Source organism: Mesorhizobium sp. LSHC412B00, assembly GCF_000503035.1.
In the GTDB taxonomy this organism is placed as follows: Bacteria; Pseudomonadota; Alphaproteobacteria; order Rhizobiales; family Rhizobiaceae; genus Mesorhizobium.
The window spans coordinates 235,512-248,270 of sequence record NZ_AYWB01000009.1 but is presented as its reverse complement, the minus strand read 5'-3'; the positions used below and the strand labels follow the sequence as shown (position 1 = coordinate 248,270).

The window sequence follows — 12,759 nt, the reverse complement described above, 5'->3', positions numbered from 1 at the left end:
ACCAACTACCGTCCGCAGTTCTACTTCCGCACGACCGACGTGACCGGCATCGTGTCGCTGCCGGAAGGCACGGAGATGGTTATGCCCGGCGACAACATCACGGTCGATGTCGAGCTGATCGTGCCGATCGCCATGGAAGAGAAGCTGCGCTTCGCCATCCGTGAAGGCGGCCGCACCGTCGGTGCCGGCATCGTCGTCACCATCAAAGAGTAATTTAGACTTAAACCGATCTGTCGCGGGCGCAGGATTTGCCCGCGCCGCGCCAGAACAAGGAAGTGACGCATGAACGGACAGAATATCCGCATCCGCCTGAAGGCGTTTGATCACCGCGTGCTTGACGCCTCGACGAAAGAAATCGTGTCGACGGCCAAGCGCACCGGAGCAAACGTCCGCGGCCCCATTCCGCTGCCGACGCGGATCGAAAAGTTCACGGTCAACCGGTCGCCTCACGTCGACAAGAAGAGCCGCGAGCAGTTCGAGATGCGCACGCACAAGCGTCTGCTCGACATCGTCGATCCGACCCCGCAGACGGTCGATGCTTTGATGAAGCTCGATCTGGCCGCCGGTGTCGACGTCGAGATCAAGCTCTAAGGGAATGAGAGCGCGGTAAGGGGCGGTGCCCCTGGCCCGGAACTCTAAAGGAATTGAACCGATGCGTTCAGGTGTGATTGCAAAGAAGGTGGGAATGACCCGCATCTATAATGATGCCGGGGAACATGTTCCCGTCACCGTTCTCCAGATGGAGAACTGCCAGGTCGTGGCTCAGCGCACGCAGGAGAAGAACGGCTATACCGCCGTCCAGCTCGGCGTTGGCCTTGCCAAGGTGAAGAACACGTCGAAGGCGATGCGCGGCCATTTCGCGACCGCTTCCGTCGAGCCGAAGGCGAAGGTCGCCGAGTTCCGCGTCTCCGCTGACAACATGATCGATGTCGGCGCCGAGATCACCGTCGAGCACTTCGTCGCCGGCCAGAAGGTCGATGTGACGGGCACGACGATCGGCAAGGGTTTCCAGGGCGTCATCAAGCGCCATCACATGGGTGGTGGCCGCGCGACGCACGGTAACTCGGTTTCGCACCGTACGCACGGTTCGACCGGCCAGCGTCAGGACCCGGGCAAAGTGTTCAAGGGCAAGCATATGGCTGGCCACATGGGCGACACCCGCGTCACCACACAGAATGTCGAGATCGTTTCGACCGACGCCGATCGCGGCCTGATCCTGATCCGCGGTGCGGTTCCCGGATCGAAGGGCGCCTGGATCCTGGTCCGCGATGCGGCCAAGGTGGCACTGCCGGCCAACGCGCCGAAGCCTGCCGCGATCCGCGCCGTTGCCGCCGAGAGTGGCGCCAAGAACGAGGCTCCGGCCGCAGAGGGAGCAGAATAATGGATCTCAAGATCACAACGCTTGGCGGCAAGGACGCCGGCAAGGTGAAACTCTCCGAGGAGATTTTCGGCCTTGATCCGCGCGAGGACATCCTGCAGCGCGTCGTGCGCTGGCAGCTGGCCAAACGGCAGCAGGGCACGCACAAGGCCAAGGGCCGCGCCGAAATCGCGCGCACCGGCGCCAAGATGTACAAGCAGAAGGGTACGGGCCGCGCCCGTCACCATTCGGCACGCGCTCCGCAGTTCCGCGGCGGCGGCAAGGCCCACGGCCCGGTCGTTCGCAGCCACGAGCACGATCTGCCGAAGAAGGTGCGCGCTCTGGGCTTGCGGCATGCTCTCTCGGCCAAGGCCAAGAGCGCGTCGATCATCATCATCGACGAGCTGAAGCTGACCGAGGCCAAGACGAAGGCGCTGATCGCGAATTTCGCGACGCTAGGCCTGACCAACGCCTTGGTGATTGGCGGTGCCGAGCTAGACCAGAACTTCAAGCTGGCGGCGACCAACATCCCGAACATCGACGTGCTGCCCATCCAGGGCATCAACGTCTACGACATTCTGCGCCGCGGCACGCTGGTCCTTTCGAAGGCCGCCGTCGAGGCTCTCGAGGAGCGCTTTAAATGACCGACCTCCGTCATTACGACGTGATCGTCTCGCCGGCGATCACCGAAAAGTCGACCATGGCTTCCGAGAACAACCAGGTTGTTTTCAACGTCGCCAAGAAGGCGTCGAAGCCGGAAATCAAGGCCGCTGTCGAAGCGCTGTTTGGCGTCAAGGTTACGGCCGTGAACACGCTTGTCCGCAAGGGCAAGATCAAGCGCTTCCGCGGCACGATCGGCCGCCAGAGCGACGTCAAGAAGGCGATTGTGACACTGGCCGACGGCCAGTCGATCGACGTCGCGACGGGTCTCTGAGCTAGGCCGCGAGGACAACAAACATGGCACTTAAAAAATTCAACCCGGTAACGCCGAGCACCCGCCAGCTGGTCATCGTCGACCGCTCGGGCCTCTACAAGGGCAAGCCCGTCAAGGGCCTGACCGAAGGCCTGACGAAGTCGGGCGGCCGCAACAATCACGGCCGCATCACGGCCCGCTTCATCGGCGGCGGTCACAAGCGTTCGTACCGCATCATCGACTTCAAGCGCCGCAAGTTCGACGTCGTCGGCACGGTCGAGCGCATTGAATACGATCCGAACCGCACCGCCTTCATCGCGCTGATCAAGTATGACGATGGCGAGCTGTCCTACATCATCGCTCCGCAGCGCCTTGCCGCCGGCGACAAGATCGTGGCCGGTGAATCGGTCGACGTGAAGCCAGGCAATGCGATGCCGCTGGCCTCGATGCCGGTCGGCACGATCGTCCATAACATCGAGCTGAAGCCGGGCAAGGGCGCCCAGGTTGCCCGCTCGGCAGGTGGCTACGGCCAGCTGGTCGGTCGCGATCAGGGCATGGCGATCCTGCGCCTCAACTCGGGCGAGCAGCGTGTCGTTCACGGCTCCTGCATGGCCACCGTCGGCGCCGTGTCGAACCCCGACCACGGCAACATCAACGACGGCAAGGCCGGCCGCACGGTCTGGCGCGGCAAGCGCCCGCACAATCGCGGCGTGACCATGAACCCGGTCGACCATCCGCATGGCGGTGGTGAAGGCCGCNGGCGACCGACAAGTTCATCCTGCGCTCGCGCCATCAGCGCAAGAGCTAAGAAGAGGTAACGCCAAGTGACTCGTTCTATTTGGAAAGGCCCCTTCATCGACGGCTACCTTCTCAAGAAGGTGGACAAGGTTCGTGAAGGTGGTCGCAATGAGGTGATCAAGATGTGGAGCCGTCGCTCCACCATCCTGCCGCAGTTCGTCGGCTTCACCTTCGGTGTCTACAACGGCCAGAAGCATGTTCCCGTCTCGGTGAACGAGGACATGGTCGGTCACAAGTTCGGTGAATTCGCTCCGACCCGGACCTATTACGGTCACGGCGCGGATAAGAAGGCGAAGAGGAAATAATCATGGGCAAGGCCAAAGCTCCGCGCAGGCTTGCTGACAACGAAGCGCGCGCCGTTCTGCGCACGATCCGTATCAGCCCGCAGAAGCTGAACCTGGTTGCCGCGCTGATCCGCGGCAAGAAGGTCGCGACAGCGCTTTCCGATCTCGAATTCTCGGCCAAGCGGATTTCCGGCACGGTCAAGAAGACGCTGGAATCGGCGATCGCCAACGCGGAAAACAACCACGACCTTGACGTCGATGCGCTGATCGTGGCGGAAGCCTATGTCGGCAAGTCGATCGTCATGAAGCGGTTCCATGCTCGTGGCCGCGGTCGCGCCAGCCGTATAGAAAAGCCGTTCTCGCACCTCACGATCGTCGTTCGTGAAGTCGAAGAAAAAGGGGAGGCCGCATAATGGGCCAGAAAGTCAATCCGATCGGTCTGCGCCTCGGCATCAACCGCACCTGGGATTCGCGCTGGTTCGCGAACACCGGCGAGTACGGCAAACTGCTGCATGAGGACATCAAGATCCGCAAATATCTTGAAAAGGAACTCAAGCAGGCTGCGATTTCGAAGGTCGTGATCGAGCGCCCGCACAAGAAGTGCCGCGTCACCATCCATGCGGCGCGCCCGGGCCTGATCATCGGCAAGAAGGGCGCCGACATCGAAAAGCTTCGCAAGAAGCTGATGGAGATGACGAAGTCCGAGACGCACTTGAACATCGTTGAAGTGCGCAAGCCGGAAATCGACGCGACCCTGGTCGCCCAGTCGATCGCCCAGCAGCTCGAGCGTCGTATCGCGTTCCGCCGCGCCATGAAGCGCGCCGTTCAGTCGGCGATGCGCCTGGGCGCCGAAGGCATCCGCATCAACTGCGCCGGCCGTCTCGGCGGCGCCGAGATTGCGCGCATGGAATGGTACCGAGAAGGCCGCGTGCCGCTGCATACGCTGCGCGCCGATGTCGACTACGGCACGGCCGAAGCGCATACGGCTTACGGCATCTGCGGCGTCAAGGTCTGGGTGTTCAAGGGCGAAATCCTCGAGCACGATCCGATGGCTTCGGAGCGTCGCGCGACCGAGGGTGATGCTGCGCATGGCGGTGGTGGCGATCGCGAACGCGGTCGTCGTCGCGAAAACGCCTGATTATTTAGGAATTTGGAGTTAGAACGATGCTGCAGCCAAAGCGCACAAAGTTCCGCAAGCAGTTCAAGGGCCGTATCCATGGTACCGCAAAGGGCGGCACCAACCTGGATTTTGGTGGTTTCGGGCTGAAGGCGCTTGAGCCGAACCGCGTCACCGCGCGTGAGATCGAGGCGGCCCGCCGCGCGATCACTCGTGAGATGAAGCGTGCCGGCCGCGTGTGGATCCGTATTTTCCCTGATGTGCCGGTGACGTCGAAGCCGACCGAAGTGCGCATGGGCAAGGGCAAGGGCGCTGTCGATTACTGGGCGGCGCGCGTCAAGCCGGGCCGCATCATGTTCGAGATCGACGGCGTCAACGAAGAAACCGCCCGTGAGGCGCTGCGTCTCGGCGCGGCCAAGCTCTCGGTCAGGACGCGCTTCGTACAGCGCATCGCAGAATAAGGACGGGCTGATCATGAAAGCCGAAGACATCCGGACCAAGACCCAGGACCAGCTGACCGACGATCTGGCCAGCCTGAAGAAGGAGCAGTTCAACCTGCGCTTCCAGAAGGCCACCGGCCAGCTCGAGAAGACCGCGCGCGTGCGGCAGGTTCGCAAGGACATTGCGCGTATCAAGACCATCGCTGCGGAAAAGTCCGCGGCCAAGAAGGCTTAAGGACGAAAATCATGCCAAAGCGCATTCTGCAGGGCACTGTCGTCAGCGACAAGAACGAGAAGACGGTAGTCGTCAAGGTCGAACGGCGCTTCACGCATCCCGTGATGAAGAAGACCGTGCGCATGACCAAGAAGTACAAGGCGCACGACGAGAACAACGCCCACAAGGTCGGCGATCAGGTGTTCATCCAGGAATCGAAGCCGATTTCCAAGGACAAGCGCTGGATCGTCGTGTCTTCGGACCAGGCGTAACAAACCGAATTTTGGACAGACCGGGGAGGGGCTTTGAGCCCGTCCCGTTAGAAGAGAAGAAGGCGGCCAGTCATGATTCAGATGCAAACAAACCTCGACGTCGCGGATAATTCCGGCGCCCGTCGTGTCATGTGCATCAAGGTGCTGGGCGGCTCGAAGCGGAAATACGCTTCCGTAGGCGACATCATCGTGGTGTCGATCAAGGAAGCCATTCCGCGCGGCCGCGTTAAGAAGGGCGATGTGATGAAGGCGGTCGTGGTTCGCACGGCCAAGGACATCCGCCGCCCGGACGGCAGCGTGATCCGTTTCGACAAGAACGCGGCCGTTCTCGTCGACAACAAGAAAGAGCCGATCGGCACGCGTATCTTCGGACCGGTTCCGCGCGAACTCCGCGCCAAGAACCACATGAAGATCATCTCGCTCGCGCCTGAAGTGCTGTAAGGAGCCGGACCAATGCAAAAGATTAGAAAAGGCGACAAGGTCGTCGTGCTGGCCGGCAAGGACAAGGGCCGTTCGGGCGAAGTCCTCTCGGTTCAGCCGAAGGAAGACACCGCGCTGGTGCGCGGCGTCAACATGATCCGTCGTCACCAGAAGCAGTCCCAGTCCCAAGAGGGCGGGATCATCACCAAGGAAGCGCCGATCCAGCTGTCGAACATCGCGCTGGCCGACCCCAAGGATGGCAAGCCGACCCGCGTCGGCTTCATCTTCCAGAAGGACGGCAAGAAGGTGCGCGTCGCCAAGCGCTCGGGAGAAGTCATCAATGGCTAAGGCTCAAACCACGAAGCCCAAGGCTGAAAGCAAACAGTCCAAGGCCCAGAACACGCCGCGCCTCAAGCAGGTCTACAACGAGACCATCCGCAAGGCGCTGCAGGAGCAGTTCGGCTACGAGAACGAGATGCAGGTTCCGCGCATCGACAAGATCGTGCTGAACATGGGCGTCGGCGAAGCGACCGCGGATTCGAAGAAGCCTTCGATCGCGGCCGAAGACCTGGCGATGATCGCCGGCCAGAAGGCCGTCGTCACCCGCGCCCGTAATTCGATCGCCGGCTTCAAGGTCCGCGAGAAGATGCCGATCGGCGCCAAGGTCACGCTGCGCAAGGAACGCATGTACGAGTTCCTCGACCGTCTCGTGAACATCGCACTGCCGCGCGTCCGCGACTTTCGCGGACTGAATCCGAAGAGCTTCGATGGCCGTGGCAACTACGCCATGGGCATCAAGGAACACATCGTGTTCCCGGAGATCAACTACGACAAGGTTGATCAGATCTGGGGCATGGACGTCATCGTTTGTACGACTGCGAAGACGGACGACGAAGCCAGGGCATTGCTCAAGGCCTTCAACTTCCCCTTCCGCCAGTAACGGCAGCGAGAAAAGGAAAAATCTGAAATGGCAAAGACCAGCTCAGTCGAGAAGAACAACAGGCGCCGCAAGCTTGCCGACCAGTACGGTCCCAAGCGCGCAGCGCTCAAGGCGATCATCATGGACCAGTCCAAGCCGATGGAAGAGCGTTTCCGCGCTCAGCTGAAGCTTGCTGCCCTGCCGCGCAACTCGGCCAAGATCCGCATCCGCAACCGCTGCGAAGTTACCGGCCGTCCGCGCGCCTATTATCGCAAGCTCAAAGTATCGCGCATCGCGCTTCGTGATCTCGGCAATAACGGCCAGATCCCGGGCCTGGTCAAGTCGAGCTGGTAAGGAGGACATAACATGTCATTGAGCGATCCTCTCGGCGATATGCTGACCCGCATCCGCAACGCGTATGGCCGTAAGAAGTCGAGCGTTTCGACGCCGGCGTCGCGCCTGCGTACCCGCGTCCTCGACGTGCTGAAGGCTGAAGGCTATATCCGCGACTACAGCCAGACCGACTTCGACAACGGCAAGTCCGAAATCGAAATCGAGCTGAAGTATTTCGACGGTGCTCCGGTCGTGCGCGAAATCGCCCGCGTCTCGAAGCCTGGCCGCCGCGTTTACGTTTCGGCCAAGTCGATCCCGCACGTCGCCAACGGCCTCGGCATCGCCATCCTTTCGACGCCGAAGGGCGTGATGGCCGATCACGAAGCACGCGAACAGAATGTCGGCGGCGAAATCCTCTGCCAGATTTTCTAATTCGGCAGACCTGAAACAAGAGAAGTGACGAGGACAACCAAATGTCTCGTATTGGAAAGAAACCCGTTTCGCTGCCGCAGGGCGTGACCGCGACCGTCAACGGCCAGACCGTGACGGCGAAGGGCCCCAAGGGCGAGCTGAAGTTCGTGGTGAACGACGAAGTGCTGGTCAAGATGGAAGGCAGCGAAATCGCTGTCCAGCCGCGCGACCAGACCAAGACCGCCCGCTCCAAGTGGGGCATGTCGCGCACGCAGATCGTCAACATCCTGCAGGGCGTCAAGGACGGTTTCGAGAAGAAGCTCGAGATCACCGGCGTCGGCTATCGCGCGGCACTTCAGGGCAAGAACCTGCAGCTGGCGCTTGGCTTCAGCCACGACGTCGTTTACGAGACGCCGGCCGGCATCACGATCACTGTGCCGAAGCCGACGGAAATCACCGTGACCGGCATCGACAAGCAGCAGGTCGGCCAGGTTGCCGCCGAGATTCGCGAGTATCGCGGTCCCGAGCCCTACAAGGGCAAGGGTGTCCGCTATGCCGGCGAGAAGATCGTCCGCAAGGAAGGCAAGAAGAAGTAGTAGGCCTGGCCCCGAAAAGTTGCAGACTTTTCGGAAAAGGCCAAGCCAAAGAAGTGCAACGCCGCGGGGAGCGGTCGCGGGAGGCGCTTTCGCCTACCGCACATGGCGGCCCCCGTTTTTTGAAGGCAAGGAAGACTATCATGGCTACCAAGGAATCCATCCAGCGCCGCGCGCACCGCGTTCGCCGTCAGATCAAGAAGGTCGCCGGCGAGCGCCCGCGTCTTTCGGTCCACCGCACGTCGAAGAACATTTACGTGCAGGTCATCGACGACGCCAAGGGCCACACCATCGCGGCTGCATCGACGCTCGAGAAGGACATCAAGGGTTCGCTCAAGACCGGTGCCGACACCGAGGCTGCGGCTGCGATCGGCAAGCTGATCGCCGAGCGCGCCACCAAGGCCGGCGTCAAGGAAGTTGTCTTCGACCGCGGCGCCTACATCTATCACGGCCGCGTCAAGGCGCTGGCCGAGGCTGCCCGTGAAGGCGGTTTGAGCTTCTAATTCTAAAAAGACTTCGCCCCCGGCAACCCACAGAGGTGCCGGATCTTATCAGCAACCGTGCTTCCGGAAAAAAACAAGGAACAGGATATGGCACAGGAACGTAGGGATGGCGGCCGCGGCCGCGATCGTGAAGAACGCGATGACGGGATGGTGGACAAGCTCGTCCACATCAACCGCGTCGCCAAGGTCGTCAAGGGCGGCCGTCGCTTCGGTTTTGCAGCACTCGTCGTCGTCGGCGACCAGAAGGGCCGCGTCGGCTTCGGTCACGGCAAGGCGCGCGAAGTGCCGGAAGCGATCCGCAAGGCAACTGAGTCGGCCAAGCGCGACATGATTTTCGTGCCGCTGCGCTCGGGCCGCACGCTGCACCACGACGTCGAAGGACGCTGGGGCGCCGGACGCGTGCTGCTGCGCGCTGCCAAGCAGGGTACCGGCATCATCGCCGGCGGCCCGATGCGCGCTGTCTTCGAGACGCTCGGCATGCATGACGTGGTCGCCAAGTCGATGGGTTCGTCGAACCCCTACAACATGGTTCGTGCCACATTCGACGCGCTGAAGAGCCAGATGCATCCCAAGGATGTGGCTGCTGCACGCGGCATCAAGTATTCGACCCTTCAGGCCCGCCGCGGCACCGCCGTTGCGGCTGAAGAATAGTCGATCTGACCAGGGATTTTGACCATGGCCAAGAAAGCAACCAAGACCATCACCGTTGAGCAGATCGGTTCGCCGATCCGCCGCCCGAAGGAACAGCGCGCAACGCTGGTCGGCCTCGGCCTCAACAAGATGCACAAGCAGCGCACGCTGGAGGACACTCCCTCGGTGCGCGGCATGATCGCTGCCGTCCAGCATCTCGTCCGCGTCGTGGACGAGGGCTGAGCAAAAGCGCAGGAGAACCCAGATGAAACTCAACGATCTGCGTGACAAGGACGGCGCGACGCACTCCAAGAAGCGTCTCGGCCGTGGCATCGGCTCCGGCTCGGGCAAGACCGGCGGTCGCGGCGTCAAGGGCCAGAAGGCGCGCTCCGGCGTTGCCATCAACGGCTTCGAGGGCGGCCAGATGCCGCTCTATCGGCGCCTGCCGAAGCGTGGCTTCAATAACATCTTCGCCAAGAGCTTTGTCGTCGTGTCGCTGGCTCGTATCCAGACGGCGCTCGATGCCAAGAAGCTCGACGCCAAGGCGACCGTGACGGCCGAGGCACTCGTCGCCGCCGGCGTCATCCGCCGCGTCAAGGACGGCGTGCGCATCCTCTCGGACGGCGAGCTCAAGGCAAAGCTTGCCTTCGACGTCGCCGGCGCCTCCAAGGCCGCGATCGAGAAGATCGAAAAGGCCGGCGGTTCGGTCAAGCTGCCGGAAGCGGCAGCGGAGTAACGGCAATTTGAAGCGCGGTCGGCAGGAACGGTATCCGTTTTTGTTCACGATTGCGCTTTGATCCGATCAATTAGGCGGCCGCGTCAACGCGGCCGCTTGCATGTTTAGAGCCCGGAGCTTATTTCGTGAGCTTCGGTGCCACGCGCCGCCTGAGCTGCGGGCATCGAGCGTGACATACAAATCAAAGAAGTAGCGCATGACGTTGTCCGAAAACCGCTTCACACTTTTCGGCATCATGCTCTAGCGGAGAATCAGGCATGGCTTCGGCTGCTGAACAACTAGCCTCGAATCTGAATTTTGCGGCTTTCGCCAAGGCGGAGGACCTGAAGAAGCGAATCTGGTTCACCGTCGGCGCGCTGCTCGTCTATCGCCTCGGCACCTATATCCCGCTGCCCGGCATCAATCCGGATGCATTCGCGCAGGCCTTCTCTTCGCAGGCCAAGGGCGTGCTCGGCATGTTCAACATGTTCGCCGGCGGCGCCGTGCAGCGCATGGCGATCTTCGCGCTCGGCATCATGCCTTACATCTCAGCCTCCATCATCATGCAGCTGATGACCTCGGTCATTCCGTCGCTGGAAGCGCTGAAAAAGGAAGGCGAGCAGGGCCGCAAGGTCATCAACCAGTACACGCGCTACGGCACGGTACTCCTGGCGCTGGTGCAGGCCTACGGCATTTCGGTGGGCCTGGAAGGCGGCAACGGCATCGTCAATGATCCCGGCATGTTCTTCCGCATCTCGACCGTCGTCACGCTGGTTGGCGGAACCATGTTCCTGATGTGGCTGGGCGAGCAGATCACCGCCCGCGGCATCGGCAACGGCATTTCGCTGATCATCTTTTCCGGCATCGTCGCCGGCCTGCCGCGCGCCATCTCCGGCACGCTGGAGCTCGGCCGCACCGGCGCCCTATCGACCGGGCTGATACTCGCGATCATCGTGCTGGCTATCATCGTCATCGCGCTGATCGTGTTCTTCGAGCGCGCGCAGCGCCGCCTGCTGATCCAGTATCCGAAGCGCCAGGTCGGCAACCGCATGTTCCAGGGCGATACCTCGCATCTGCCGCTGAAGCTCAACACGTCGGGCGTCATTCCGCCGATCTTCGCGTCGTCGCTGCTTTTGCTGCCGGCAACGGTCGCCGGCTTCTCGCAGACGACAAACCTGCCGGCCTGGGCAAGCACCGTGCTCGCCTCGCTCGGCCACGGCCAGCCGCTCTACATGCTGTTCTATGCGGCAATGATCGTGTTCTTCGCCTTCTTCTACACGGCCATCGTGTTCAATCCGAAGGACACCGCCGACCAGCTCAAGAAGCATTCCGGCTTCATTCCGGGCTACCGTCCGGGTGAGCGCACCGCCGATTACATCGACTATGTCCTGACGCGCATCACCGTCGTCGGCGCCATCTATCTGGTGCTGGTGTGCCTGCTGCCCGAGTTCCTGATTTCGGCGACTGGCGTACCATTCTACCTCGGTGGCACATCGCTTCTGATCGTGGTCAGTGTAACCCTCGATACGGTGGCGCAGATCCAGGGTCACCTGATCGCGCACCAGTATGAGGGCCTGATCAAGAAGTCGAAGCTGCGCGGGGGGAAGAAGGCCAGATGAGATTGATATTGCTTGGGCCGCCAGGAGCGGGCAAGGGGACGCAAGCACAAAGACTGGTAGAAAAATACGGCATACCGCAGCTGTCGACGGGTGACATGCTGCGGGCGGCCGTGCAGGCCGGCACCGAAGTCGGCAAGCGCGCCAAGGCGGTGATGGATGCCGGCGAGCTGGTTTCCGACGCCATCGTCAACGCCATCGTGGCCGAGCGCATCGATCAGCCCGATTGCATCAACGGTTTCATTCTCGACGGCTATCCGCGCACGCTGGTGCAGGCTGATGCGGTTGAATCGATGCTCGCCGAGCGCGGCATTGGCCTCGATGCCGTGATCGAGTTCGTCGTCGACGACAAAGCGCTGGTCGGCCGCATCGTCAAGCGCGCCGACGACGCCAAGGCCGCCGGACAGCCGGTGCGCAAGGACGACAATCCGGTGGTGTTCGAAGAGCGCCTGCGGGAATATTACAAGAAGACCGCGCCGCTGATCGGCTATTATTATGCCAAACGCTCGCTTAGGAGTGTCGACGGCATGGCCCCTGTCGAGACCGTGACGGCGGAGATTGAAGCGCTGCTCGCGGCGGTGACGCGGGAAACCGTTACGGCAAAGTAAAGATTGCGCTTGACTGGAACGGTTCGCTGGGTTATGGCGGCCCGTCTTCCTATCAGGCATGAGGCTTGCTTGTCCGCAAGGGCAAGGCAGCCGCATTGAAACTAGGGAACTCCCGCAAGGGCCGGCCTCCACCGGACGCGGGGTAATTTGAACAGCGCCGCGCATGCCTTGTTTTGAAGGCCGGCCGGTCCCACATGGAGAAGAGAAGAATATGGCTCGTATAGCCGGCGTCAACATTCCGACCAACAAGCGCGTCGTCATTGCGCTTCAGTACATTCACGGCATTGGCAAGAAGTTCGCCCAGGAGATCGTCGACAAGGTCGGCATCCCGGCCGAGCGCCGCGTCAACCAGCTGACGGACGCGGAAGTGCTGCAGATCCGCGAGACCATCGACCGCGACTACCAGGTCGAAGGCGACCTGCGCCGCGAAGTGTCGATGAACATCAAGCGTCTCATGGACCTCGGCTGCTACCGCGGTCTGCGTCACCGCCGTTCGCTGCCGGTTCGCGGCCAGCGCACGCACACCAATGCACGCACCCGCAAGGGCCCGGCCAAGTCGATTGCAGGCAAGAAGAAGTAAGTGAGCGAATAGCGAGTAGCCATTAGCGAGTAGGGG

23 protein-coding genes and 2 pseudogenes are annotated in these 12,759 nt (G+C 61.8%); all 25 read left to right on the top strand.

Annotated features, from left to right (window positions below; genetic code table 11):
• Positions 1 to 213 (top strand): annotated as a pseudogene (gene tuf / locus X757_RS146265) (elongation factor Tu); the annotation flags it as partial.
• Between the two features lie 69 nt (positions 214 to 282).
• Positions 283 to 591 carry a 30S ribosomal protein S10 gene (gene rpsJ / locus X757_RS146270; RefSeq protein WP_010909272.1) on the top strand — a complete coding sequence of 103 codons (309 nt, stop codon included), beginning with the start codon at positions 283 to 285 and terminating at the stop codon, positions 589 to 591.
• Positions 592 to 652: 61 nt separating this feature from the next.
• Positions 653 to 1,381 (top strand): 50S ribosomal protein L3, encoded by a 729-nt coding sequence (rplC, locus tag X757_RS146275; RefSeq protein ID WP_023682606.1) that lies wholly within the window; start codon positions 653 to 655, stop codon positions 1,379 to 1,381.
• Positions 1,381 to 2,001 (top strand): 50S ribosomal protein L4, encoded by a 621-nt coding sequence (rplD, locus tag X757_RS146280; protein ID WP_023672750.1) that lies wholly within the window; start codon positions 1,381 to 1,383, stop codon positions 1,999 to 2,001. Before rplC ends, rplD begins: the two co-directional genes overlap by 1 nt.
• Entirely contained in the window at positions 1,998 to 2,291 is a 294-nt protein-coding gene (locus X757_RS146285; RefSeq protein ID WP_023672751.1) for a 50S ribosomal protein L23, read from the top strand. Before rplD ends, X757_RS146285 begins: the two co-directional genes overlap by 4 nt.
• Before the next feature lie 23 nt (positions 2,292 to 2,314).
• A pseudogene (gene rplB / locus X757_RS146290) lies at positions 2,315 to 3,078 on the top strand (50S ribosomal protein L2).
• Positions 3,079 to 3,094: 16 nt separating this feature from the next.
• Complete coding sequence (gene rpsS, locus X757_RS146295) at positions 3,095 to 3,373, top strand: 30S ribosomal protein S19 (protein ID WP_006205463.1); 279 nt, start codon at positions 3,095 to 3,097, stop codon at positions 3,371 to 3,373.
• Between the two features lie 2 nt (positions 3,374 to 3,375).
• Positions 3,376 to 3,765, top strand: coding sequence for a 50S ribosomal protein L22 (gene rplV, locus X757_RS146300; RefSeq protein ID WP_006205462.1), 390 nt, complete (start codon positions 3,376 to 3,378; stop codon positions 3,763 to 3,765).
• Positions 3,765 to 4,490, top strand: a complete 726-nt coding sequence (gene rpsC / locus X757_RS146305) for a 30S ribosomal protein S3 (protein WP_023672753.1) — start codon at positions 3,765 to 3,767, stop codon at positions 4,488 to 4,490. Before rplV ends, rpsC begins: the two co-directional genes overlap by 1 nt.
• Positions 4,491 to 4,516: 26 nt before the next feature.
• Positions 4,517 to 4,930, top strand: a complete 414-nt coding sequence (gene rplP / locus X757_RS146310; RefSeq protein WP_006205460.1) for a 50S ribosomal protein L16 — start codon at positions 4,517 to 4,519, stop codon at positions 4,928 to 4,930.
• 13 nt (positions 4,931 to 4,943) lie between these two features.
• On the top strand, positions 4,944 to 5,144 hold the full coding sequence (gene rpmC, locus X757_RS146315) for a 50S ribosomal protein L29 (protein ID WP_006205459.1): 201 nt from the start codon (positions 4,944 to 4,946) through the stop codon (positions 5,142 to 5,144).
• Between the two features lie 11 nt (positions 5,145 to 5,155).
• Positions 5,156 to 5,395 carry a 30S ribosomal protein S17 gene (gene rpsQ, locus X757_RS146320; protein WP_010909280.1) on the top strand — a complete coding sequence of 80 codons (240 nt, stop codon included), beginning with the start codon at positions 5,156 to 5,158 and terminating at the stop codon, positions 5,393 to 5,395.
• Positions 5,396 to 5,467: 72 nt separating this feature from the next.
• Positions 5,468 to 5,836, top strand: a complete 369-nt coding sequence (rplN, locus tag X757_RS146325) for a 50S ribosomal protein L14 (protein WP_006205457.1) — start codon at positions 5,468 to 5,470, stop codon at positions 5,834 to 5,836.
• A gap of 12 nt (positions 5,837 to 5,848) precedes the next feature.
• Positions 5,849 to 6,163, top strand: coding sequence for a 50S ribosomal protein L24 (gene rplX / locus X757_RS146330; RefSeq protein WP_013531428.1), 315 nt, complete (start codon positions 5,849 to 5,851; stop codon positions 6,161 to 6,163).
• Positions 6,156 to 6,755: a 50S ribosomal protein L5 gene (gene rplE / locus X757_RS146335; protein WP_023672755.1), complete on the top strand. Its 600-nt coding sequence runs from the start codon at positions 6,156 to 6,158 to the stop codon at positions 6,753 to 6,755. The genes rplX and rplE overlap by 8 nt, the downstream gene beginning before the upstream one ends.
• Before the next feature lie 27 nt (positions 6,756 to 6,782).
• Positions 6,783 to 7,088, top strand: a complete 306-nt coding sequence (gene rpsN / locus X757_RS146340; RefSeq protein ID WP_010909282.1) for a 30S ribosomal protein S14 — start codon at positions 6,783 to 6,785, stop codon at positions 7,086 to 7,088.
• A 12-nt stretch (positions 7,089 to 7,100) separates the two neighbouring features.
• Positions 7,101 to 7,499 carry a 30S ribosomal protein S8 gene (gene rpsH, locus X757_RS146345; protein ID WP_006205453.1) on the top strand — a complete coding sequence of 133 codons (399 nt, stop codon included), beginning with the start codon at positions 7,101 to 7,103 and terminating at the stop codon, positions 7,497 to 7,499.
• Positions 7,500 to 7,540: 41 nt separating this feature from the next.
• Positions 7,541 to 8,074 carry a 50S ribosomal protein L6 gene (gene rplF / locus X757_RS146350; protein WP_023682603.1) on the top strand — a complete coding sequence of 178 codons (534 nt, stop codon included), beginning with the start codon at positions 7,541 to 7,543 and terminating at the stop codon, positions 8,072 to 8,074.
• A gap of 140 nt (positions 8,075 to 8,214) precedes the next feature.
• Positions 8,215 to 8,574 carry a 50S ribosomal protein L18 gene (gene rplR, locus X757_RS146355; RefSeq protein ID WP_023726810.1) on the top strand — a complete coding sequence of 120 codons (360 nt, stop codon included), beginning with the start codon at positions 8,215 to 8,217 and terminating at the stop codon, positions 8,572 to 8,574.
• 87 nt (positions 8,575 to 8,661) lie between these two features.
• Complete coding sequence (gene rpsE / locus X757_RS146360; RefSeq protein ID WP_006333394.1) at positions 8,662 to 9,225, top strand: 30S ribosomal protein S5; 564 nt, start codon at positions 8,662 to 8,664, stop codon at positions 9,223 to 9,225.
• Positions 9,226 to 9,249: 24 nt separating this feature from the next.
• Positions 9,250 to 9,447 (top strand): 50S ribosomal protein L30, encoded by a 198-nt coding sequence (rpmD, locus tag X757_RS146365; RefSeq protein WP_006205449.1) that lies wholly within the window; start codon positions 9,250 to 9,252, stop codon positions 9,445 to 9,447.
• A gap of 22 nt (positions 9,448 to 9,469) precedes the next feature.
• Complete coding sequence (gene rplO / locus X757_RS146370) at positions 9,470 to 9,940, top strand: 50S ribosomal protein L15 (RefSeq protein ID WP_023672760.1); 471 nt, start codon at positions 9,470 to 9,472, stop codon at positions 9,938 to 9,940.
• A gap of 257 nt (positions 9,941 to 10,197) precedes the next feature.
• Entirely contained in the window at positions 10,198 to 11,538 is a 1,341-nt protein-coding gene (secY, locus tag X757_RS146375; RefSeq protein ID WP_023672761.1) for a preprotein translocase subunit SecY, read from the top strand.
• Entirely contained in the window at positions 11,535 to 12,143 is a 609-nt protein-coding gene (locus tag X757_RS146380) for an adenylate kinase (protein ID WP_023726809.1), read from the top strand. Before secY ends, X757_RS146380 begins: the two co-directional genes overlap by 4 nt.
• A gap of 211 nt (positions 12,144 to 12,354) precedes the next feature.
• Entirely contained in the window at positions 12,355 to 12,723 is a 369-nt protein-coding gene (gene rpsM / locus X757_RS146385) for a 30S ribosomal protein S13 (protein WP_006205445.1), read from the top strand.
• Positions 12,724 to 12,759 lie beyond the last annotated feature (36 nt).